This window comes from Mucilaginibacter pocheonensis (assembly GCF_031456535.1).
GTDB classification, from domain to species: Bacteria; Bacteroidota; Bacteroidia; order Sphingobacteriales; family Sphingobacteriaceae; genus Mucilaginibacter; species Mucilaginibacter pocheonensis.
The window spans coordinates 1,362,057-1,384,406 of record NZ_JAVDUU010000002.1 but is presented as its reverse complement, the minus strand read 5'-3'; the positions used below and the strand labels follow the sequence as shown (position 1 = coordinate 1,384,406).

At 43.7% G+C, this 22,350-nt stretch carries 18 protein-coding genes and 1 tRNA gene; 7 read left to right on the top strand and 12 right to left on the bottom strand.

Going from position 1 to position 22,350, the window contains the following annotated elements:
- The first annotated feature begins 122 nt into the window (after positions 1-122).
- Positions 123-4,544: a translocation/assembly module TamB domain-containing protein gene (locus J2W55_RS12935; protein WP_310096318.1), complete on the top strand. Its 4,422-nt coding sequence runs from the start codon at positions 123-125 to the stop codon at positions 4,542-4,544.
- On the opposite strand, the gene J2W55_RS12930 is transcribed toward J2W55_RS12935, so the two are convergent.
- The 3 genes from J2W55_RS12930 to J2W55_RS12920 all read right to left on the bottom strand — a co-directional run bounded on the left by J2W55_RS12930 (position 4,541) and on the right by J2W55_RS12920 (position 7,818).
- Complete coding sequence (locus J2W55_RS12930; RefSeq protein ID WP_310096316.1) at positions 4,541-5,746, bottom strand: bifunctional 3,4-dihydroxy-2-butanone-4-phosphate synthase/GTP cyclohydrolase II; 1,206 nt, start codon at positions 5,744-5,746, stop codon at positions 4,541-4,543. The genes J2W55_RS12935 and J2W55_RS12930 overlap by 4 nt on opposite strands.
- Positions 5,747-5,903: 157 nt before the next feature.
- Complete coding sequence (locus J2W55_RS12925) at positions 5,904-7,331, bottom strand: LptF/LptG family permease (RefSeq protein WP_310096314.1); 1,428 nt, start codon at positions 7,329-7,331, stop codon at positions 5,904-5,906.
- 106 nt (positions 7,332-7,437) lie between these two features.
- Complete coding sequence (locus tag J2W55_RS12920) at positions 7,438-7,818, bottom strand: START-like domain-containing protein (RefSeq protein ID WP_310096312.1); 381 nt, start codon at positions 7,816-7,818, stop codon at positions 7,438-7,440.
- A gap of 160 nt (positions 7,819-7,978) precedes the next feature.
- On the opposite strand from J2W55_RS12920, the gene J2W55_RS12915 reads away from it, so the two are divergent.
- Positions 7,979-8,052: transfer RNA gene (locus J2W55_RS12915), tRNA-Met, on the top strand.
- Positions 8,053-8,415: 363 nt separating this feature from the next.
- Here J2W55_RS12915 and J2W55_RS12910 read toward each other — a convergent pair.
- The 7 genes from J2W55_RS12910 to queD form a co-directional block, all read right to left on the bottom strand.
- Positions 8,416-9,327 carry an AraC family transcriptional regulator gene (locus J2W55_RS12910; RefSeq protein WP_310096310.1) on the bottom strand — a complete coding sequence of 304 codons (912 nt, stop codon included), beginning with the start codon at positions 9,325-9,327 and terminating at the stop codon, positions 8,416-8,418.
- Between the two features lie 54 nt (positions 9,328-9,381).
- Complete coding sequence (locus J2W55_RS12905; protein WP_310096308.1) at positions 9,382-10,098, bottom strand: SDR family oxidoreductase; 717 nt, start codon at positions 10,096-10,098, stop codon at positions 9,382-9,384.
- Between the two features lie 27 nt (positions 10,099-10,125).
- Complete coding sequence (locus J2W55_RS12900; protein ID WP_310096306.1) at positions 10,126-11,007, bottom strand: aldo/keto reductase; 882 nt, start codon at positions 11,005-11,007, stop codon at positions 10,126-10,128.
- 77 nt (positions 11,008-11,084) lie between these two features.
- Positions 11,085-11,990 (bottom strand): SDR family oxidoreductase, encoded by a 906-nt coding sequence (locus tag J2W55_RS12895; RefSeq protein WP_310096304.1) that lies wholly within the window; start codon positions 11,988-11,990, stop codon positions 11,085-11,087.
- A 152-nt stretch (positions 11,991-12,142) separates the two neighbouring features.
- Positions 12,143-13,027, bottom strand: coding sequence for a universal stress protein (locus J2W55_RS12890; RefSeq protein ID WP_310096303.1), 885 nt, complete (start codon positions 13,025-13,027; stop codon positions 12,143-12,145).
- Positions 13,028-13,224: 197 nt separating this feature from the next.
- Complete coding sequence (locus J2W55_RS12885) at positions 13,225-14,058, bottom strand: DUF6544 family protein (RefSeq protein ID WP_310096301.1); 834 nt, start codon at positions 14,056-14,058, stop codon at positions 13,225-13,227.
- 9 nt (positions 14,059-14,067) lie between these two features.
- Positions 14,068-14,598, bottom strand: a complete 531-nt coding sequence (gene queD, locus J2W55_RS12880) for a 6-carboxytetrahydropterin synthase QueD (RefSeq protein ID WP_445353949.1) — start codon at positions 14,596-14,598, stop codon at positions 14,068-14,070.
- A gap of 51 nt (positions 14,599-14,649) precedes the next feature.
- On the opposite strand from queD, the gene J2W55_RS12875 reads away from it, so the two are divergent.
- Genes J2W55_RS12875 through J2W55_RS12865 form a run of 3 tightly spaced genes read left to right on the top strand, consistent with a single transcriptional unit; the run spans position 14,650 to position 16,806 of the window.
- Positions 14,650-15,516 carry a universal stress protein gene (locus tag J2W55_RS12875; RefSeq protein WP_310096299.1) on the top strand — a complete coding sequence of 289 codons (867 nt, stop codon included), beginning with the start codon at positions 14,650-14,652 and terminating at the stop codon, positions 15,514-15,516.
- Positions 15,517-15,540: 24 nt separating this feature from the next.
- Positions 15,541-15,960 carry a hypothetical protein gene (locus tag J2W55_RS12870; RefSeq protein ID WP_310096297.1) on the top strand — a complete coding sequence of 140 codons (420 nt, stop codon included), beginning with the start codon at positions 15,541-15,543 and terminating at the stop codon, positions 15,958-15,960.
- Between the two features lie 9 nt (positions 15,961-15,969).
- The gene (locus J2W55_RS12865; RefSeq protein WP_310096295.1) at positions 15,970-16,806 is read left to right on the top strand and encodes a universal stress protein; all 837 of its coding nucleotides are present in this window, start codon (positions 15,970-15,972) and stop codon (positions 16,804-16,806) included.
- 67 nt (positions 16,807-16,873) lie between these two features.
- On the opposite strand, the gene J2W55_RS12860 is transcribed toward J2W55_RS12865, so the two are convergent.
- Both J2W55_RS12860 and J2W55_RS12855 read right to left on the bottom strand, forming a co-directional pair.
- A complete protein-coding gene (locus J2W55_RS12860) occupies positions 16,874-18,655 on the bottom strand; it encodes a hypothetical protein (protein ID WP_310096293.1) in 1,782 nt (593 codons plus the stop codon).
- A gap of 46 nt (positions 18,656-18,701) precedes the next feature.
- Positions 18,702-19,454, bottom strand: a complete 753-nt coding sequence (locus J2W55_RS12855; RefSeq protein WP_310096291.1) for a DUF542 domain-containing protein — start codon at positions 19,452-19,454, stop codon at positions 18,702-18,704.
- A 343-nt stretch (positions 19,455-19,797) separates the two neighbouring features.
- Here J2W55_RS12855 and J2W55_RS12850 point away from each other — a divergent pair, with 343 nt between their 5' ends.
- Entirely contained in the window at positions 19,798-22,188 is a 2,391-nt protein-coding gene (locus J2W55_RS12850) for a heavy metal translocating P-type ATPase (RefSeq protein WP_310096290.1), read from the top strand.
- Positions 22,185-22,346: a cbb3-type cytochrome oxidase assembly protein CcoS gene (ccoS, locus tag J2W55_RS12845; protein ID WP_310096288.1), complete on the top strand. Its 162-nt coding sequence runs from the start codon at positions 22,185-22,187 to the stop codon at positions 22,344-22,346. Before J2W55_RS12850 ends, ccoS begins: the two co-directional genes overlap by 4 nt.
- Positions 22,347-22,350 lie beyond the last annotated feature (4 nt).

Here is a 22,350-nt window from a genome sequence, read left to right as displayed (position 1 = left end):
AAATTGTAACGATTTTAGTTACTCAATAAATCAATCATTAAAAACACAAAGTTATTAAAAAAGTACTCAATATAGCGTTAGGGATAGTGTTGTTCATTTTATTGACACTGAGCATACTTTTATTGACTTTTCAATTTAAACCCGTACAAACCTGGGCTGCTAAACAAGCGGCTGATTACCTTTCGGGCGAACTCCATACCAAAATAAGTGTCAAAAGCCTATACATAAGACCTTTTACATCGGTTGTGCTCGAAGGCTTTTATGTACTTGATAAAAAGCAGGATACCCTGCTCAGTACACCTAAGCTGGCTGTGGATATTAAGGGATTTTCGCTTTTCTATAGCATAAAAAGGCGGACCATTAATTTTGAATCCATTGAGCTGGATAACGGTTCATTTTATCTTAAAAAACAAAAAGACAGCACTACTAACCTGAAATTCATTATTGATTATTTCAACTCGGGCGATACTGCAAAAACAACTGCCAGCAAACCCTGGACGCTTAATTTCGACAAAATAGCTATCAATAACTTTCATTTCCGTTACAAAAACCAGCTGATAGATACCGTAGAGAACAAGATCAATTTTAATGATCTTGACGTAAATCACTTCAGCACGATGGTTACTGGTATGGACCTCAAAAAACATTTGTTCAAAGGAAACATCCAACACCTTACCCTACAGGAAAAAAGCGGGTTCTATGTTAAAAACTTTACAGCCCATACTACCATTGATACTAACCAGGTATTGCTGCAACACCTCACCTTACAAACCAAACATTCTGATCTGAAAGATTATTTCAGGATGCGTTTCAAATCATTCGATGATATGGATGATTTTGAAAATAAAGTATATATGAATGCCAATTTTAAGGCTTCGCGAATAGCATCAACAGATATTGCCTATTTTACCAGCGGCATGGGCAAAACCAGTTTTGATCTGGGCATTGAAGGCAATGTTAAAGGTTTGGTGAACAACTTAAAAGCCAAACGTGTTACAATTACCGGCGGACAGGCCACCTTTATAAAAGGCGATTTTAATTTGCGCGGATTACCAGATTGGGATAACACCTTCCTTGAATTGAAGTTTGATCAGATAGCTTCTAATAAAAAAGACCTCGATTACCTGATCAGCCATTTTTCTGGCAATCCTAATATGCAGGTACCCGCGATAATAGGCAAATTTGGGAATATAAACTTTAACGGCAGGTTTACAGGTTTACAAAACGATTTTGTGGCCTATGGCATATTTAAAACCGCAATGGGCAGGTTTGACTCAGACATTAACCTTAAAATTAACAAAAAAGGCATACCCAGCTATAGCGGCAAACTTGACGCTTTTAACTTTGACCTGGGTACCCTGCTTGATGAAAAAATGCTTGGCCGCACTACCTTTAACGCCGATGTTAAAGGCAGTGGCGACGAACTGAAAAATCTGAGCGAAAAGATTGACGCCCATATTAACTATATTGACTTTAAAGGTTACACATATAATACACTGACGGTAAATGGCTCATTTATAAACAAACTGGCAAACGGCCATATTACCGTTAATGACAAAAACTTAAAGCTCGACTTAAAAGGGAGCGTTAACCTGAACCCTGCCTTACCGGTGTATAACCTGGCTGCAACTATTAAAAATGCCAGTCTGAATAAGCTTAAACTGATAAAGGACACCATTACAATAAGTACACAGTTAAAAACTGCATTTTCAGGAAACGAACTTGACAATATACAAGGCAGTATTTTATTTTCGCCGGCAAGGGTGGTTAACCCACGTAGTAATTATGAGGTTGATTCATTGTACCTTTCATCTACTGGTAAAGGCAATTCCCGGGAAATAAATCTCCGGTCAGACTTTGCTAACGGCAGTATCAAAGGGACATTTGACCTGGCTACCCTGCCTTCCTATTTTAAAACAATTGGTAAAAAATATATCCCATCAATAAAAACAACTATTGTAAAGCCAAAACCTGAGCAGTTTGAATTTAACCTGAGCCTTAAAAACTTAGACCCGCTCACTGCTATATTTTTACCAGACCTAAAAATTCCAGACCAGGGAACATTTGTTGGCCAGTTTGATTCAGAAAAGAAAACCGCTACATTATCAGGTTACGTTAAAACCATTAAATACGGCAAAACCATTTTTCACGATTTTATTATAGATGAAAACACAACCGACAGCCTGCTTGGCCTCAATTTATCATTAAGCAGAGTTGACCTTACCGATAGTTTGTTTATTAAGGATATTAACATTACCAATTTCCTTAAAAATGACAGTTTAAACTTTAACGTTAAGTTATCTGATAAAAACGCCGTAAACCAGCTTGACCTTTATGGGCTGGTTGAATTTGGGCGTGATACTACGGCTAAGTTAAAGCTGCTGCCATCAGACATCATCCTTGAGAAAGAAAAATGGAAACTACAGGAACAGGTACGCATACGCTTGCTTGATGGCAAAACCCAGATATCGGGCTTTGAATTATCAAACGGCTTGCAAAAGGTATATATAAATGGTTTTGTTTCTGATAACCCTGCCGACGAACTGAAGCTTTCTTTTGAAAAATTCAATATGCGTACCCTAAATCAGCTCACCCGCACCTCGGGCATATTTTTAAAGGGCAGTCTTGATGGCGATGTCAAATTTACTTCCATTACCAAATCGCCGGGTGTCGATGCACACCTGACTATAGATTCATTAACCATGAACAAAACGCTTATTGGTAATGTAAAACTGGAGTCAACCCTGGGTAACGACCGTAAACAGGCGGATATGAAGTTAAATATCCTGAACCGGGGTTTGGAAACGATGAATATTGCCGGCATTTATGCCTTTGGAAAAGACACAGATGATAACCTTGATTTTGATGTAAAAATGAACCAAACCGAGGCTATTATTTTTGAGCCTTTTATTAAGGAATTGGTGTCAGATGTAAAAGGCCATATCTCAACCGACCTTAAACTTACCGGCAAGCCATCAAACCCGCAGTTAAATGGCACCCTTACGCTTGAAAATACCGGGGTTACGGTTAACTACCTAAAAACCGCTTACGTTGTTAATAATAAGTTAAGCGTTAACAATAGCGTTGTGAACATCAATAACATGGTATTGAAAGATATTAAAGGAGGCACCGGCATAGCCAACGGAACCGTTAATTTAAATAACCCAAACAACCCCGACATACAGGTAGTTGTAAAAGCAACTAACCTGATGGCTTTAAATACCACCTTTAAAGACAATCACCTTTATTACGGTACCGCGTTTGGCACCGGTACATTTAGTTTTAAGGGCCCGGTTGATAATATGAAAATTGATATTACCGCGCGCACCGGGGCCGGTACCGTGTTTAATATCCCGCTCAATACTTCATCAACCGCCAGCGAATATGATTTTATAAAATTTGTAAGCCATAAAGACACGGTAAAAACAGAAAATAAGGAGCGTGCATTTAACGGGGTTACGTTAAATTTTGACCTTAGTGCTGATGAAAAAACAATTGTTAAAATTGCTACCGATTATGGTTTGCTGGAAGGCAGCGGTGTTGCCAACAATTTAAAGCTGAACATTAACAGCCTGGGCGATTTTGAAATGTACGGCGACTTTTTAATATCATCAGGTAAGTTTGAGTTTACGGCAAAAAACTTTATCAGTAAAAATTTTACGGTGAGCCAGGGCGGTACCATCAGGTGGACAGGTAACCCATCAAACGCCGAAATAAACCTACGAGCCCTTTATGAGGTGCGAACAAGTAAGGCGCCGCTTTACCAGGCCGCGGGTTTGCAAACACCTACGTCATCGCAGCAAACACTGGTACAGGCTCAGCTAATACTCACCAAATCATTATTGCAGCCAACTATTGATTTTGACTTTAACTTCCCTACTGACCCATCAGTAAAGGACGACCTGGCAACCTATCTTGCCGACAATAATAACCGTAGCCAGCAAGCCATCAGTATTATTGTACGCCGCAGTTTTTCAAACAACAATAACAATAATTTGACCAACCAGGTAATAGGTACTGCAGGAGAGGCAGTAAGTGAGTTTGCCTTTAATAAATTAAACAGTCTGATATCGCAATCAAACATCAAGAACTTTGATTTGAATATACGGTCATTTAATGAGGCCAGCGCTTCGTTAAGATTTTTTAATAACAGGCTATCATTTAACGGCAGTTTGTTTAGCAACAATGGCTCAAATGATCTGTTCAATAACAATAACACCAACCTGTTTAACCAAAGATTTAACTCTTTGACCAAGGATTTTGAGGCCCTTTACCAGATCAGGAAAGATGGCAACCTTACGGCACGATATTCTTACCGCGCCTTAAATAATACCACCATCAACGTATTAGACAATCAACTTATTCCACAGTATGTAAATGGAATAGGCCTGGTATATACCAGGGACTTTGACACCTTCGGTGAGTTTATCAGAAATATATTCAGAAGGAGCCGGCGCGATAGGGCTCCTATAACGCCTATACCTGCGCCAACAACTACCGGAGGTACACCAACTCCTACTAAGCACGACGATGAAGATAATTAATGATCGCGCATAATAGCATGATCCATCTTATCTCTTTTGGTACGCAAATATGATTCGTTGTGAGGGTTTGATGCTATTTCAATAGGCACGTTTTCAACAACTTCCAATCCGTAACCAATAAGGCCGGCACGCTTTTTAGGGTTATTGGTCATTAAACGCATTTTTGAAATGCCCAGGCTGCGCAATATCTGTGCACCTATGCCATAGTCGCGCTGATCCATTTTAAAGCCGAGTTTGATGTTGGCTTCAACCGTATCCAAACCGTTTTCCTGCAAATGATAGGCTTTGAGCTTATTAATAAGGCCAATACCCCTTCCCTCCTGGTTCATATACACAACAACACCCTTGCCTTCGTTACTGATCATCTCCATGGCTTTGTGTAACTGAGGGCCGCAATCACAGCGGCATGAACCAAAAATATCACCTGTAACACATGAACTATGCACACGTACCAAAACCGGCTCGCCGGGCTCCCAGGTACCCTTAACAAGGGCAAGATGATTTTCGCCGGTATCCAGTTGGGTATAAGCTATCATTTCAAAATCACCCCATTCCGTGGGCATTTTTACTGAAACCTCTTTTCGCACCAGGGTTTCGGCATTTAAACGGTAGGCTATCAGGTCTTTTATGGACACCACTTTAAGATCAAATTCCTTAGCCATGGTAAGCAGGTCGGGCAGACGGGCCATATCGCCATCCTCCTTCATTATTTCACATATTACGCCGGCAGGTTCAAACCCGGCCAAAACCGCAAGGTCAATAGCTGCCTCGGTATGGCCAGACCTGCGCAGCACGCCGCCATCCTTGGCAATCAACGGAAAAATATGCCCTGGCCTGCCCAGGTCCTCCGGCCTGGTTAAAGGATCAATTAAAGCAAGCGTTGTTTTTGACCGGTCTGTAGCCGAAATGCCGGTAGTGCAGCCGTGCCCAAGCAAATCAACAGAAACCGTAAAATTGGTTTCGTGCGAGGTGGTGTTATGACTCACCATGGGTTCAAGTTCAAGTTCACGTGCACGCTGCTGAGTAATCGGTGCACATACAAGTCCCCGGCCATGGCGTACCATAAAGTTAATGGTTTCTGGTGTGGCGTTGCGGGCCGCGGTTAAAAAATCGCCTTCATTTTCACGATCCTCATCATCAACAACGATGATCATTTTACCGGCTTTTATATCGTCAATAGCTTCTTGTATCGTATCTAACATTATGTGGTTATTTGGTATGGCCCAACTTAATAAGCCATGAAATACTTAATTATAAACAAATTTATAATATATAAAAATGATTCTGGTCGGTGCTTTGTAAAATCACTTACAGCAGGGAGCATACTAATATATCATGAATACGGTGAACTTATGCCCTTTAGTTGCTTTTACGTTTAATTAATTTATTAAAAAAACGTTTGTATAGCTCTATATCAAATATTGAAGAATCTGTAGCAGCTTTATATGACAGGAAAAGCCCTATTGGGGTTAATATTATTATAGCCACCCACATTCCGAAAAAAGTAGATACATTCCCGGCCTTTACTGATTTTTCGCCTATGGTTGATATGATATAATATATCAGAAAAAAAATCACCGAAATTACAACCGGCAAACCCAAACCACCCTTGCGGATTATAGCACCGAGGGGAGCGCCGATCAAAAAAAGCGCTATGCAAGCAGCCGAAAGCGTATATTTTTTTTGTACTTCAGATGCATACCTCCTTATGGTCATCGAGTCGCTTTTGTACCGGTCTGCACGATTTTTAATAACATCCTTTATTGACCGTACCTCAGCCGATGCGCTTGAGAGGGTCATCATCTGGTTTTCCAGTTTCTGGCTCTTCAACACCCCCAATTTATCAGCAGGTAAAAACTTTTTTACCACTACTGATTTTGCCGGAATTGAAAAATATTTGATATAAGGTGTGACAAGCTTATAGTTGGTTACTATACTGCCGTTAACCTGCTGTTGAACCGAGTCGATAAAAAACCGTAACTGTTTTAAGTTCATCATCTGTGAGGCTGATTTAAACTCATTTTCATCGGTACGGGTAAGTTTAAAACTCGAAAGGTCAAACTTTTGCTCCGTTTCTTTAAACCGGAACCTTGTTAGGCGCTGCCTTGAATTGTAGGACGAATTTTCGCCGGGAGCTTCCTCATAATTTACACCGTCCTTTAATTTCAATACCAAATATTTATCGCCCATGGTGCGGAACATAGTGCCTTCGCGGGCAATAGTAACCGTTGTATTGCTACCATCAGCAGTTTTCTTATATATCATGATATCATATAACCGTTGTCCGTCAGGGTCTTTCCTTTTAACGCGAATGGAATAGTCGGTAAAGCTGTTGCTAAAAACCCCTTCAGGCAACAGATCGGCCGATTTCTGTTTACGGGCATCATACAATAACGAATAATATTTGAGATTGGCTACGGGCAGCATGTAATCAGAAAAGAAAAACGCGGCTGTGCTGAGTATGGAGATAATAACGATCATGGGGTACATGGCCCTGCGCAACGATATACCCGCCGCCTTGATAGCTACCAGCTCATAGTTTTCGCCCAGGGCACCATAGGTCATGATAGTTGAAAGCAGTACAGATAAGGGTAGTGCCATGGCTACATTGGTAGCAGAGTTGTACAGCATGAGTTCGAGAATGGTGTACCAGGCAAACCCTTTACCTATCAAATCGTCGATGTACTTAAATAAAAATAACATCAACAACACAAACATTACGATGAAAAGCGTAACTACAAAAGGCCTTATAAACGATTTAAGCAGTAAAAGATGTATCTTCTTCATCAGCACAATTTGCATTAACAGGAGTAAAAACACCCCTACGCCCGCTAATTTTCATTAACGCACAAATAGTGTTTCACGATACAAAATTAGCTAAAATAAAGTTTCCTTAAGCACCCAGCACACTAATGAGGTACTCAACTTGGTTGTCCCATATCAGTTTACGCTCGGCAATAGCGTCTTCGGTTGCAAAATCGGTTATACTCAGTGCAACATCATTGGTAAGTTCATCCTGCAAAATTTCCATTTCAAAATAAAACTGAGGTTCGTCGTCTACCCATTTAAACCTAACCACCTTATTTTCTTTTATAGTGAGCAGCTTTGCTTTTTGCGATTCACCATCCCACGTAAAAGTATAAACCTGGTCCTTTATACTCACATCATCAGCAAACCATTGAGTTAATCCATTGGGCTCATTTAAAAAGGAAAACAGTATTCTTGGAGACGATTTTATCTCATATTCAATGGTAAATTTCTTTTTTTCGGACATTGGGGTTTATACTTGTAAGCTATAAAAGCTGTAAATGTTAACATTTTTTCTAAAGAAAACGAATTTCTGCTATATTTGCAAACCTTTTTAAGGAAGGCCACTGTTTTATAAGGGGGCCGCTGTTTTATTTAACCATAATAAAAGAGTAATATACATAAAAGGCGGGGTAGCTCAGATGGTTAGAGCGTAGGATTCATAACCCTAAGGTCGGCAGTTCGATCCTGCTCCCCGCTACTAAAGGATGAGGCAGCTACAGTAAAATGTAGCTGCTTTCGTTTTTTCTGGTCATACAATATTAATACAGACGATATATCAGTATAAGATTATGTATATCAATATAAAACCAGAAACAGAGCTTACTCTTTATTTGTACACTTTTGAACTTTGACAAATCATATTTGTCACGATTCTTTTCCCTCAATGCCCCTGGAGATATTGATGTTCTAATTATTTGATGTTCTAATTATTTTATCTGGATTTTGGCGACGATGCTGCTTGCAGTTTCTGATGAAAGGCGGCATCTTAATTACAATTTCGGAAATCCATTTGAACGGAAATGAAAATTTGGACCGGCAAATATGGTAACAGGCAATTGAATTAATTGAATGACTGCCTGAACGCCAACGGCGAAAAACTGGTTTTTGTTTTGAATAATTTACTGAACGATTGCGGATGTTCAAAGCCCAACTCATACGCGATCTCACTGACGGATAAATCGGTAGTGGATAATTTTTCTTTAGCCTTGTCAATCAGCCTGTCGTGTATGTGTTGCTGGGTGCTTTGTCCAGTTAATACTTTCAGTAATCCACTTAAGTAGTTGGATGAGACGTTCAACGTTTCGGCAATGTATTGAACCGTTGGTAATCCTTGTTTTGTTAAGGAGCCGCTATTGAAATATTCGTTGAGCATATCTTCCAAGCGGTCCAGGATTTGATGATTGGAAATTTTGCGTGTTATGAACTGACGTTGATAAAATCTTTCGGCATAGGTAAGCAATAGTTCAAGCTGCGCGATGATCACGCTTTGACTGAATTTATCAATATTGGAATGATATTCCTGCTGAATGTTTTGCATCACACCGGCAATGATCGTTTCTTCTTTTTCAGAAAGAAACAAGGCTTCATGCACCGCGTAATCAAAATATTCGTATTGTTTTATCTTCTTGGCTAAAGACGTATTCCAAAGAAAATCGGGATGAATGAGCAGCATCCAGCCCGATTGTTTAGTGGTTTCATTTTTACCGCGTTCAATTCCGAAAACCTGATTGGGCGATATAAAAAACATCGTGCCTTCATCAAAATCATACTGCTGTTGCCCGTATTTGAATTTGGCATTGCAATTTCTTTTCAATGAAATAGAATAATAATCAAACACGAAATTGATCGGCCCATCTTCATGTCCACGTTTCAGGTCTGCAACATTTATCACGCTGATTAACGGATGTTCCGGTTTAGGCAATCCCTTGAGCCGGTGAAACTCGCTTATGGTTTTAATACGGATTGGTTGCATGTTTTTTATAGGTTGTTATTTATAAAGTTCAACGTAACGTTCCCGGTTTTATTCTTACCAGGGTATTTGATCTTCCCGGAAAAATTGTCCCGTAACAATGTCCTTGCCGGAAGTTGCAATGTTTACAATATATTTTGCACCCTGCTCCACTGTTTGTGTACCCTGATGCTGGTTCAGATCAGTTGCAGTATAGCCGGGCGAGACGCTGTTTATTTTAAAATTAGTATTTCTCATTTCATTTGCCAACAGAACGGTAAATGCATTCAGCGCCGTTTTAGAACTACTGTAGGCATCGTAAATTCCATAATTAGGATTTTGTGTGCTATTATGCAGTGTTAGGGAGCCCAGCTCGCTGGAAACATTTATGATAACTGGCTCATCCGATTTTTTTAAAAGCGGGATAAATTGTTGTGTTGTTTGTACCGCGCCAAAAAAATTGGTTTCAAATACTTTTCGCAAATTTTCCATTTTGCCGGCAGACATACTTTGAGGTTGTTCACCTGCAATACCTGCGTTATTGATTAAAACGTCCAAAGCCCCGATACTGGTTTCCAGCTCTTGTTTTGCCTGCTGAACAGAATGTATATCCGTCACATCAATTTGTATCCACGATACATTTGAAATCCCTGATGCTTTCAACTCTTTTATGGCTTCTAAACCCTTTATTTTTTCCCGGCTGCCCAAATAAACAAAATAGCCCAACTGCGCCAATTGCTTTGCCGTTTCAAAACCAATTCCTTTGTTGGCGCCTGTTATCAACACTGTTTTCATTTTTCTGTCTTTTTAATTATTTACTCGTTATTCAAGAAACATCATATCCGCTTCGCTCAATCTTATTTCGGTTGCTTTTAAATTTTCTTCGAAATGTTTTAAGGATGAAGTGCCTGGTATGGGCAATATCCAGGGGGAGCGATGCAGCAGCCATGCCAAATTGATTTGCGCCTCGGTAGCATTATATTTTTTTGCTATCGTCGAGATCCGGTTATCTTGCTTAGGCATTGATTGGAATAAAGAGAAGTAAGGTACCAACGGTATTTTATTCTGCTCACAAATGGCAAGCACTTCCTCACCGCCTCTTGTTTCACCTCCATGCGTCAGGGTAATGGAACTACGTTGTGCATGGCCGTACATGTTTTCTACGGTGGCAATATTTCCCATGTCCATAGCCGTTTGCAATTCATCAGGACTAACATTGCTTACACCTACATGTAATATCTTTCCTTCCTGTTGCATATCGAACATAGCCTGCATCGATTCTTTAAATGGCACACCGCTGCCTGCTAACACCCTAAAATGAACGAGGCTTATCTGGTCTGTTTTCAGGGTACGCAGATTGTTATCGATGCTACTCCGTAGATCTTCAGGACGATTAAACGGCACCCAGCTTTTATCCGGCTTTCTCGCGCCGCCCACCTTGGTGCATATAACCAGTTCCGCAGGATAGGGATATAAAGCTTCTGCTATCAAACGATTGGTTACATCTTCCCCGTAGTAGTCGGCAGTATCTATAAAATTGATGCCGCTTTGAAGGCATTGTTTTAATATCTGCAATGCTTCTGGGCGGTTTGCAGGCTCTCCCCAAATACCTTCGCCGGTAAGCCGCATGGTTCCATACCCAAAGCGTTTTACTTTCAAGGGATGTTTGCTTTCCGCCGCAATCGTAATTTCTTGTGTATTCATATAATTTTTTTTGGTCATTGTTGTACTGAAAAACTTGCTGATAATATACTGTTATTGAATGCTAAGGCTAAACCGCGCTATGATTTAAAAAATGCAGCAGCAAATTCTTTTGCAAAATCTGTAAGTTTTACTTTTCCCAATATTGGTTTATTGCGGTAATAATCTTCGTACAGTATGCCGCCACGCCTGCTTGCATTCATTTCAACATAGCCGGCAGCAATTTGTGGATTCATACCAGCGGCTTTTAGATTATCCAATAGTTGTTCGTCCGTAATAGCAAGCCATTTCAAATCTGGCTTACCAATTGCTTCTCCCAAAATACCGGCCACTTCGTTGGGAGAAAGTTCATCGCTGGCCACGTAGCGGATTTTTCTGTTCACCGGCTGGTGAATCTCCATTTCTTCGGCAATGGCTGCAGCGATATCGATCGGGGAAACCCAGGGTTCTTTGTCATCACCACCATAATTTGATATAATAGCACCTTGTGCTTTTATAGTTGGTATAAATGCAAGCGTATTATAATAAAAACCAACGGGGCGCATAAACGTAATGGCTATGTCAGACGGCAACTTGTTCAAGATATTTTCTACCTCATGATGAAAAGCAAGAATGCCATTGCCTTTATCCGTGTGGGCGCCAATACTGCTCAGATGCACAGCACGCTTTACACCCGATTGCAAAATGGCTTCTGCATAATTACTGGCAATTTTGTTATGAGCGGCTATCAGATCAAGGTTTTGGTCAAAAAAAGTACGGGAGCCAAGTGCCTCCATCAGGTAAACTATGTCTGCGCCTTTGAAAGTTGCCGACAAAAAATCGGCGTCTTCCATGGTGCCGATAGCCGCTTTTGCACCGATGCCTTCAATATCTTTTTGTCTTTCCGGATTGCTGCTGATGACGGTTACCGTATGTCCTTTTTGGACCAACTCCTGTGTTAGTGGCCTGCTGATGTGCCCTAACGACCCTGTTACTATAATGTTCATTGTTTTGCTTTTTGTTAACGCAAAACTCCGCAACGATCAGGAAACAGGTGTAGTTGAATCTACGCTTCTTGTAGCCAAACTTACGGTTAGCTGGCGTGGCGTTAAGTATTTTGCGATATTAAAGCATGCTGTATGAGGCCATCAATAATTCCCTATATCGCCGCACCGTACTCTGGCGGAAATACCAGTAACGGTAGCGTTACATGACGTGCCAGCTTCTGGGTATGACTACCCGAAAACAAGTTGGTAAAAAAAGCATGCGGGCGGTGAACCATTGTCAACAAATCTACCTGGCTGTGTTCATGCAGCCAGTCGAGTCCATGGTCCACATCCATGCTTTTGATATGGTGATAGCTTACTTTCGGATAGCTAACCTTCTTGCTTAGCTCAGACATAAATACATCGGCCTTGTGCCGGTCTTCGCCATGTTCATATTTGGTGTCAGATATATGGTTGACCTGGATCTCTGCATCCAGGGCTTTTGCAAAACAGGCCAGGCTATGAAGAACATTGATATCTCCCTGGTCCAATGTGGTCGCAAAGGCAATCTTTTTTACTTGTCGGAATATAAATCCAGGAGGGATCAGCAGTACAGGAAAGGTGGCTTTTGCTATCAGGTTGCGGGAATTGCTGCCCATGAAAAAACGTTCCAGGCCGCCGGCTCCTGACATTCCCATAACTACCACGGAGGCATTGTGCTCATCAAACACATTTCGGATAACATCGGTTACCATACCCACCTCGCTGGTATAGTTAATCGCTGGACGGAATTCATCCGGTAAAACCGCAGCTTGTTCTTCGAGACGGCTATTCAGTTTCCCGGCCTCAGCCCGTAATTGTTCCGTCGTATTGTTTTTAATGGACTCATAGTCTTCCAGTGGCCAAACGACCTGACCCGCTGCAGGTGCTTCCATAGGGATTAACATGGCGTTACAAAGCGTGATATCCTTTTTTAGCAGCTTAGCCAGGTGAGCGGCGTAGCGTGCGGCATTACTGGCTGCCGGCGAAAAGTCTGTTGGTACTAAAATCTTTTTCATAACTGTAATGTTTTGTTGACGATACTACAAAAGTGGACAATCCGGGGCGCCGAAAGAATGATGCTTATCACCCGGAGAAATGATCGTAATTATCTGGTTTTTATATCATTCGCCATTATGCTGTCCAGAAAACTATCTGCTGCTGTTAGTCATTCGATAGTTCAATGGATCCTGATTTATTGGATATGGTCAGTGTCTTATAACGGAGCGGACGCACCGCTCAGGCTATCTGACAATATCGTACTGTTAAATTCCATTCCCGACAGTTCGCCGAGAAAATAATCATGGTCACCGCCCGGCATGTGCCAAGTGGCCTTATAGGAAGACGGGAACCATAGATCACCCTGGCGGATATAATTATCAACGCTGGCTGTCCACCGATACGAATGATAACGGCCGCCTTCGGCATAGAAACGATCGGTGGTTTCAAACCGGGAGAGTTGTCCCTGCGCGTTAAAATGAAATGTTCCGCCCGCTACTGTGTTACAGTCACGGATCGTACCCCTGATGGTATGATCATCGATAGCTTCCCAGATTGTATAGGTCTGCAGGGCATAAACAGGCAGGATCATAGTTTCTGCAAGAATAGTGACCAGTTCGGCACGGTCCATCTTTTTACCATGATCATCCGATACCTGGAAGCGGCCGAGTAAACGGATGAGCATGCTACCCTTGCCGGCCTGGTATTTGTCGCGTGCACTAAAATTAAACAAACCCCAGAGCCGGGCCCGCATCAGTACCAACCGCGCTGGCTTGGGCACAAAATTAACCTGCAGGCACTCCAGTGGCACCCATTTGCCATTCGGTTTAAATTTCAAAAAGGTGTTTTTCCAGCTCATCCGACAACAGATCACCGATTCCTTATCGGTGTAACCGCAGGTTTGAAGATGCTGCTGCAGTAACGCCGGCAGTTCTGCTATTTTTCTTTCGCTCCGGCACATGGGCAGGAGGCTATACTTTTCCGTCTCGGCGGCAAGCTCTCCCGCAAACAGGGATTTTAGTGTGGGCAGCCAAAAGTTTAGTTTTTTCATCTTTAAAATTTAATCGCCTTCATAGGTCACCCCGGAAGTAGGCGTTTCCTTCAGTTCTATTTTTTGCAGGCCGGGTATTTTTTCTTTGAACTGCCGCCACAGCCACCGTGCCACATTTTCCGCCGTCGGGTTTTCTAAACCTGGAATCTCGTTGAGCAAGGTATGGTCAAGGCGGTCAACCACCGGTTTGCAAACTGTTTTGATCTCACTAAAGTCAATTACCCAGCCGGCATCTTCCATTACGGGGCCCGAAACAAATACAGTGATGTGGTAGGTATGCCCGTGCATGGCCCGGCACTTATGCCCCTCCGGTACCTTTGGTAAAAAATGCGCGGCATCGAAAGTAAACTGCTTGTATATATTCATTTTATAAATATTAACCATTGATAAGTACATCGTTATTGATACCTGCAAAAGTGCGTCATCGGTGGTGCGCGAAAAATGTCCCCAGTCACCTCCTCTCCTTATTTTATTGCGGATAGCCACCTGATTCCTTGTTATTTCTGTTAAAGGATCATATTCAAAAATGAGCAGGGTCACTTTTTTGCCGGGCGCAATTGCGGAGTTTTACGTTCAGTTAAAGCACTAAAAATGAAAACAATTATCCTGGCCACCGACTTTTCAGAAAGCTCCAAGGATGCCGCTCGCTATGGTTATGACCTGGCCTGCCGGATAAGGGCAAAGGTGATCATCGTTAATGCGATGATCATCACGGCAGAGATCCCTCAAACCGGATTCGTTACCTGGCCGGATCAGGAATTTGATGCCTTGTTACATGATTATGAAACAGAGATCCAGAAATTCAGGACGGAACTGGAAGCACGCGTATCGCCGGACTCTTATCTTCCGAAGCTGGTTTGCGTCAACGAGGCGGGCAGGCTCACCGAAGTGATCAGGAAGGCAACCGCAGATTGTTATACAGAGCTTGTTGTGATCGGCACCCACCAGGGTGGTATGCTCAGTAGCTTGCTGATCGGAAACCACGCCGAACAACTGATCGATACGGTAACCAGCCCCTTGCTCATCGTTAAACCCGGAACCGTTTTTAAACCTTTAAAGAAGATAGCCTTCGCGACCGAATTTAAAAACCCGAAGCAGGACCTCGAGATCATTTACCATCTGACAAGGTTCGCTAAATTATTAAATGCTGAATTACTACTGGTCCACGTTTCGGACAAACCGGAAAATACCGCAAGCTTGCAAAAAACGCTGGCCGATTACCTGCTCGAACTGTCCAACAAAGCCAACTATCCCCACATCTATTACCGGTTGATCCACAATGCGAAAATAGAAGCAGGTCTGACCTGGCTATGCGAACACGGGCAGGTGGATATGCTGGCGATGGTCCACCGCTCCAGGAATGTGTTGGCAGAATATTTTGGCCTCAGTCACACCAAAAAGATGAATAAGCTGTCGGCCTTACCGTTGCTGGTATTCCACTTACAACACAATGGATAATTATTTAAACCTAAAATTTAAGCTATGACAAACTTAACCCCCGATACCGAACTTGCAACCGAATTACAGGAGGTTTATATGCAGGCCACACATTGGCTGCAGGACATTTCTTTCCTTGAAACCGAAACCCATTTCTTCAGGAATATGATCAACCGCTATCAGCCCGCAGCGGCTGGTGCATCCCGCAAGCAGGAATTTGAAGTAAAGATCCAGGCCCAGGACACACGGCTTGCAGCATTGAAAACTAAAATTCCGGAATTCCTGACTTTCCTTGAACCCTTCATCGGTGACTTAAAAAAAGAAATGAATCTGGATTTTCTGAACCGCTACAATGCGCTTCAAAACGAATTGGAGTCACTTTTTAACGCCCTGCGGACAACAAAGAAGGCGCTGTTTCATTATACCGAATCTATCATGTCCCCGATAAATTCCCGCTTAGCCTAAACCGATCACATGAAAACTATTGCTGTATTGACCGATTTTTCGGCAAGTGCCGAGCACGCCACGCAGTTCGCACTTCACATGGCCAAAAAAATGAAGGCAAGGGTGCTTTTGTTCAGCGTCTGCGCTGTTCCATCTGCAAAGCAACTGGTACTTGCCGGTGGGCAGGAGCCGGATGAGCATGCGCTGATTGATTTTGGCCACCGTATGACGCGGAACCTGATTGCCCGTACTTTTCCCGGTTCCTATCTGCCGGAAGTGAAAGTGGATTGCGACAGTTCAGACATCGTAGATATTATGACGGACATTATGCAGAATGAGGAAGTATGCCTGCTGGTTACTGCGCCCGCGGCAGAACAAGACCTGGCGGCTTATATGCTGAGTGATGCCTGCAGCTTGATAATTGACTGGGCTACAGTTCCTGTGCTTGTAGTCCCAAAGATTGCACCCCTGCGCAATTTTGAAAAGATAGCTTTTGCATCGCAGCTGCACGAAGAAGATATCAATTCTATTGCTGAATTTGGCAGCCTGCTGGAAGATTTCGCGGCCGAGCTCATGGTAGCCCATTTGAATAGCAACCCTTCAGATTCCACGATCAGGGAGGCGGAAGAAAAACTACATCGCGACCTTTACAAGAAACTAGACTGCGGCGGGGTTTATTTTCGCAGTATCCCTGACGTGGACAATAAGAAAAACTGGAATTGGCTGAAAGCTAATAAAAGAACAGATCTGTTGGCCATTGTTCAGCAGCCCAAAGAGCAAATGACGCGTTTTTTCAAAAGGGGCCAAAACGAAGATGTATCCCATCACCTTACCTTGCCGGTAATGGTGCTTCCCAAACGACCTTAATAATATATTAGCTTACCGTAACAGTAACAGGCGACATTCTCTTCAGATGCCGCCTGTTTTGTATGCACTAAATTTCTATACCCAGTAACTGAGCTTTAGCGCTTGAAAGATCGCTGATCCAATCCTTCAACGTTTCCGAGGTTTGACTGGCCGAGTCGGCAAATAGCGACTGGTAATAACCAATGCCTTCCTGTAGCTGCAGTTTAAACTTGTTCAATTGCTTCCGCTTTTTATCGCTTAGCTCCTTCAACTGCGATTGCAGATCACGCTGCAGGTACTCGATATAAAGGTTCAGTTCTTTGACAAACATGTGCGGGCGACTGATCTTTTCCAGCAGGTTGGTTTTCCCATAAATATGTTTCACCATTTCTTCCAGTGAATAGCTCCGGGAAAAATAGGCCAGATTGGGACCCGGACAGATGGCAACAGCTTTATTTTCGCGCGGTTTAAGCATATCATACTTGATATATGTAGAGGCGCAAAGCCCTTCGCAAAGACAGATCTTCTCCACTACGGTTTGGTAAGCCTGCTCATATTCCTGTTCAGGCAGGCCGGCCGAAGCCAGTTGCTTTAGTTTCAGGTGCTGGTATTCCCGGGAGGCGGTACAGATCGGTTTTTCCGTAAATTCGGTATTTGTACACAGATATTTTTTGGTGCAGGGACTGCCTGGGCGGTTATGCTCCAGGCGCTTCAGTCGGAGCGTCTCGGCGCTACTTTTTTTGAAATTATTGAATAATATACCCAGCGGCGATGCGCCGCTCACATAATAGTCTTTCTCGCCGGCATGTTCCAGTTGCTGCAGGGTTTCCTTATCCACGTTAGTCACTTCAGGCACGAGCAGGAAGGGGCTACCCCAGCCCGTGGCATCTACCCGGTAATGACTGAGCAGAAATTCGTTTTCCCAGGATGTACCGATTCCGCCCTGTACCGTTAGCCTTTGGACAGGCGCCGGGGCCGGGGCAAAGCCTTTTTCATCGAGGGCTTGCCGGTAACTCTGAAACAGTTCTTCCGCCATTTCCAGGCGCTTTTGCTTGAACTCCTCCAGGATCGGCCCAAGTAAAAATCCCTCAGTCGCAAAGGCATGTCCCCCACAGTTCAATCCGGATTCCACCCGGAACTCGGATACCCATATGCCTTTTTTGGCCAAAAATTTTGCCTGGATAAAAGCCGAACGAAAATCGCTCACTTTCAGGATGACCCTTTTATGAAGCGCGCCATTTTCTCCCGGAAAAAAATCAGGGAATGTTTCCAAGTAACTATACAGGCGGGGGTTTAGCCCGGCAGACATGACCACTGAAGATTGGAGCGAACTCCGCGCAAAACCCCGGAGTGCCGCCAGCGCATCTGTATTCAATTCTCCGCTGGGATCTCCGGCTGCCGTGTAATTCATTTTATCAACCTTCGACATGATATTTACATCAATAGCCCCAATTGTCATTTCTTTTCTTAACAGATCCTGGAAATAAGCCTTTTGGTTTCCATCCGGGAAGTCAAGCATCAGTTCATAGCCTTGACGCAGCCGGCTATTCTCCGGCAACAGCTCAAAATAGCGGCATAGGTCATTACCTTCTTCGAACGGCAATGCCTTCAACGCATCAAACTGCCGCTTCACCAGCCGGTCAACCAGATCGAGGTATTGCGTGATCCGCCTGGCACGGGCATCTTCGTCATTCTTCAAAACCGGCACAAATGCCTCCCCGTTCAGCCGGGCATGGTATTGGCGCATTCTCTCAATCAGATCATCATCAACAATGGACATCGCGGAAGAAATGCCATAATGGGCAACTTTTAACGGGGTATCAATGGAGTATCCTAATCCCAACACCGGGATATGAAATGTGTGGCTCATCTTATTTTATTTTAATAAATAATTTATCAGTTCAGTTGTATTAAGGTCAGGCGATTTTATGGTTTAACCGCAGGCTGTTCTCTGTATGGATAGCCTTCGGAAAGAGGATATTATTTTCCAGATGAAGGTGTAAAAGCGCATCTTCTTCATAAGCGGCCAGTAGTTTGTACAGGATCGGGCAGGTGCTGGTCGTATATGCCGGCGCGATGTAGTTGTTGGTCAGGCGCCTGATCTGCCGCAAACCTGCAACAATCTGCTCACCTTCGGCTCTGATGGCTGTAACTTGAATGGAAACCGGCCCAAATGTCGCCGCTTTTAAATAGGTTCCATTCGTCATTGCGTCATGCATGGCTATGATATAGGGGAATAATTCATTTTCCTCCCGCAGGCCCTTCATTTCCAGTTTTTTCCCGGTATCGGCAAAAAGTTCCGCAACCGTTTTGATCTCGGGGTTACGAGTGCTGTTCGAGTCGGCTACTTTGAAGGCGAGTTCGGCGATAAACCTCGTTTGGCTATTAACAAACCGATGATGAAGCTGGATGATATACTTAGCCAGGAAAGCGATGTCCCAACCCAGGAAGTCCATTTCCTTTTTGGGTTCCTGCCGGCCGAGGCTTTCCCATTCCTGCAAAACCTCCTGAAGTTCGTTCTCCTGGCCAATGAAAACCTGGCCGAGTGTCCTGCTCCCGCCACAGCTGTAATCAACCCCAAGCCTATTCAATATCCGCGATTTGCGATAATCTTCAGAAACGATATGCCCGAGCGTTTTTTCTTTGTTTTCTTTCTGTTCAATTATCATCTTTTACTCCATTCTTTCAAACCGCTTTGCAGCAGTTAGGGATTACCCGCTTGTGCGGTAAGTTCAACATCTCTGGATGTTTCGCAATAGCGCTTGCCTGCAAAGCTATCTCCTGCCAGGGGGTAAATAAATGACTAAGGTCATAAACCGTACAGAGGCATGTCATTTTATGGCTGTAGAATAAACAACAGGTTTGCAAATGCTTATTTAAATATGAAAAGAACGGCCGGATTATCTAAAGCCTCCAGTCGAAAAAGGTGACCGGGATCACTTTATTCCACAACGGGGGTCATTCTGCCGGCAGCGTCAATACCTCATTTTTGAAACAATAAATTCAGAGAAAATGCCGGAAACCGAAACGCTTGTTAAAACAAGCTGCTACCATTGTGGTGATGAATGCCTCACCACGGCTTACCAGATGGATCAGAAACAATTTTGCTGCCAGGGATGCCAGCGCGTTTATTCCATACTCTCCGGCGCCGGACTTTGCAGTTATTATAATTACAATGATCACCCCGGAACCACCCGCACCAGGACGGATAAGCGATTTGATTACCTGAGCGACCCTGCTATTCTGGCTGAACTGCTGGATTACACGGATGAGCGTCTGTCTATCATCACACTTTATATCCCGCAGATCCACTGCAGCTCCTGCCTTTGGTTACTGGAGCAATTGAACCGGTTTAACCCTGCGATACATTATTCGAGGGTAGACTTTTTAAAAAAACAGTTGGTTGTTCGCTATGATCCGCGAGCCGTCAGTCTTCAGCAATTGGTGGAACTTTTAAATGATATTGGTTACGAACCCCAGATCAGTCTCCAGGATGTGATCAAAAAACAGAACAAGGCAGGAAAAGACAACCTTGTACAGCGGATCGCTGTCGCGGGATTTTGCTTTGGTAACGTGATGCTGCTCAGTTTTCCTGAATATTTTGGACTGTCGGGATATGAACGGGCATTTAGCCACTTTTTTGGTTATCTTAATATCCTGTTCTCCCTTCCGGTCGTATTTTTCAGCGGTCGTGAATACTTTGTTTCCGCCTGGCATAATCTAAAAAATAAGATATTAAATATCGACTTCCCGCTTGCACTTGGTATAGCCGTGTTATTTATCAGAACCGTGGCTGAGATCCTGACCCATTCGGGAGCCGGTTTCGCAGATACTTTATGCGGCCTGGTATTTTTTCTGCTGATCGGTAAGTTCGTACAGCGGAAAACCTACTACCATATTTCCTTTGAACGCGACTATCGTTCTTTTTTCCCCGTTGCTGTTCAGGTGATCCTGGATGGAAAAGAAAAACCACTGCCGCTATCTGATCTGGTCACCGGGCACCGCATGGTGATCCGCCACAACGAGATCATCCCCGCTGATGCCATCCTGCTGAAAGGACAGGCCCTGATAGATTTCAGTTTCGTTACCGGCGAGGCGGTACCGGTGAACAAGACCCTGGGCGAGATCATTTATGCAGGCGGACGACAAACGGGGGAAGCCATTGAAATGGAGGTAATTAAACCAGTTTCCCAAAGCTACCTAACCCAGTTATGGAACAATGAGGCGTTTACCCGAAAACAAGATAACCGCATAAAAACGTTCAACGAAAGGGTTAGTAAATATTTCACCATCGTGCTGATATCTATTGCCGTCGGTACGTTGCTGGCGTGGTTACCCTTTAGTTTTCGGTTGGGAATTAACGCTTTTACCGCAGTATTGATAGTGGCCTGCCCCTGTGCACTCGCTTTAAGCACACCTTTTACCATGTCAGCGGCCTTAAGCATTTTCGATCGCAACCTCTTTTATTTAAAAAATACAGCCGTTGTTGAGCAGATGGCCCGTATCAACACACTGGTTATGGATAAGACCGGCACCATCACCACCGGCAGCAGCAAACGGATCGAACTCGGAGGAAAATTAACTGGTGAACAACGGCAACTGATCTATAGTGCCTGCGTCAATTCGATCCATCCCTTAAGCCGTATGATCTGCCAGTATTTTGGTGATCTGGAAAAGCTGCCCGTACTCAATTATAAGGAGGTTGCCGGAAAGGGGATCACCGCCAATATCAACGGTCATCAGCTACGTATCGGCAGCGGCGATCTGATCTTCGGTTATTTTACAGAAACGAAACTGATGACACGCGTCTACCTGATGATCGACGGCGTCTACCTGGGTTATTTCGGTTTTTATCATGAATACAGGGAGGGGATGAAACAGATAGCTGAACTGGCACCGGCTTATCCGCTTTACCTATTATCCGGCGACCGGGACCATGAACGGTCCGAGCTGATCCGGTATTTCCATGATGACAGGCACCTCTGCTTTGAACAGTCACCACAGCAAAAACTTAACTATATAGAAACCCTTCAGCAACAAGGCCGTCAGGTCATGATGTTGGGCGACGGCCTGAACGATTCCGGTGCTTTGAAACAAAGCGACCTGGGTATAGCGGTTACGGATAACGTTAATAATTTCTCGCCCGGAAGCGATGCGATACTTGATGGGCGCTCTTTTCATAAACTGCCGGCCTTTCTGCGTTTTTCAAAGGATACGGTAAGGATCATTCATCTATCCTTCGTCATCTCCCTGACGTATAATCTGGTCGGGCTCAGCTATGCAGTCACCGGTAACCTGTCACCGCTGGTGGCAGCGGTCCTGATGCCTTTGAGTACCGTTACCATCATTTCATTCACTACACTGGCCACCCATTTCGCGGCAAAAAGGAGAAAATTAATATGAGCATCATTTATTTCCTTATCGGCTGCAGCGTACTGCTGGCGCTGATCTTTTTGGGCGCATTTTTCTGGGCCCAGCGCAGCGGACAAAATGACGATCTCTACACGCCCGCTATGCGCATACTGGTTGATGATGAAAAGCCCGCGGAGGATAAAAAATGATTTC

Coding starts and splice junctions, on each gene's coding strand:
- J2W55_RS12930 (WP_310096316.1), bottom strand. CDS start 5,746: ATGTTAGATACGATACAAGAAGCTATTGACGATATAAAAGCCGGTAAA.
- J2W55_RS12925 (WP_310096314.1), bottom strand. CDS start 7,331: ATGAAGAAGATACATCTTTTACTGCTTAAATCGTTTATAAGGCCTTTT.
- J2W55_RS12920 (WP_310096312.1), bottom strand. CDS start 7,818: ATGTCCGAAAAAAAGAAATTTACCATTGAATATGAGATAAAATCGTCT.
- J2W55_RS12910 (WP_310096310.1), bottom strand. CDS start 9,327: ATGCAACCAATCCGTATTAAAACCATAAGCGAGTTTCACCGGCTCAAG.
- J2W55_RS12905 (WP_310096308.1), bottom strand. CDS start 10,098: ATGAAAACAGTGTTGATAACAGGCGCCAACAAAGGAATTGGTTTTGAA.
- J2W55_RS12900 (WP_310096306.1), bottom strand. CDS start 11,007: ATGAATACACAAGAAATTACGATTGCGGCGGAAAGCAAACATCCCTTG.
- J2W55_RS12895 (WP_310096304.1), bottom strand. CDS start 11,990: ATGAACATTATAGTAACAGGGTCGTTAGGGCACATCAGCAGGCCACTA.
- J2W55_RS12890 (WP_310096303.1), bottom strand. CDS start 13,027: ATGAAAAAGATTTTAGTACCAACAGACTTTTCGCCGGCAGCCAGTAAT.
- J2W55_RS12885 (WP_310096301.1), bottom strand. CDS start 14,058: ATGAAAAAACTAAACTTTTGGCTGCCCACACTAAAATCCCTGTTTGCG.
- J2W55_RS12875 (WP_310096299.1), top strand. CDS start 14,650: ATGAAAACAATTATCCTGGCCACCGACTTTTCAGAAAGCTCCAAGGAT.
- J2W55_RS12870 (WP_310096297.1), top strand. CDS start 15,541: ATGACAAACTTAACCCCCGATACCGAACTTGCAACCGAATTACAGGAG.
- J2W55_RS12865 (WP_310096295.1), top strand. CDS start 15,970: ATGAAAACTATTGCTGTATTGACCGATTTTTCGGCAAGTGCCGAGCAC.
- J2W55_RS12860 (WP_310096293.1), bottom strand. CDS start 18,655: ATGAGCCACACATTTCATATCCCGGTGTTGGGATTAGGATACTCCATT.
- J2W55_RS12855 (WP_310096291.1), bottom strand. CDS start 19,454: ATGATAATTGAACAGAAAGAAAACAAAGAAAAAACGCTCGGGCATATC.
- J2W55_RS12850 (WP_310096290.1), top strand. CDS start 19,798: ATGCCGGAAACCGAAACGCTTGTTAAAACAAGCTGCTACCATTGTGGT.
- ccoS (WP_310096288.1), top strand. CDS start 22,185: ATGAGCATCATTTATTTCCTTATCGGCTGCAGCGTACTGCTGGCGCTG.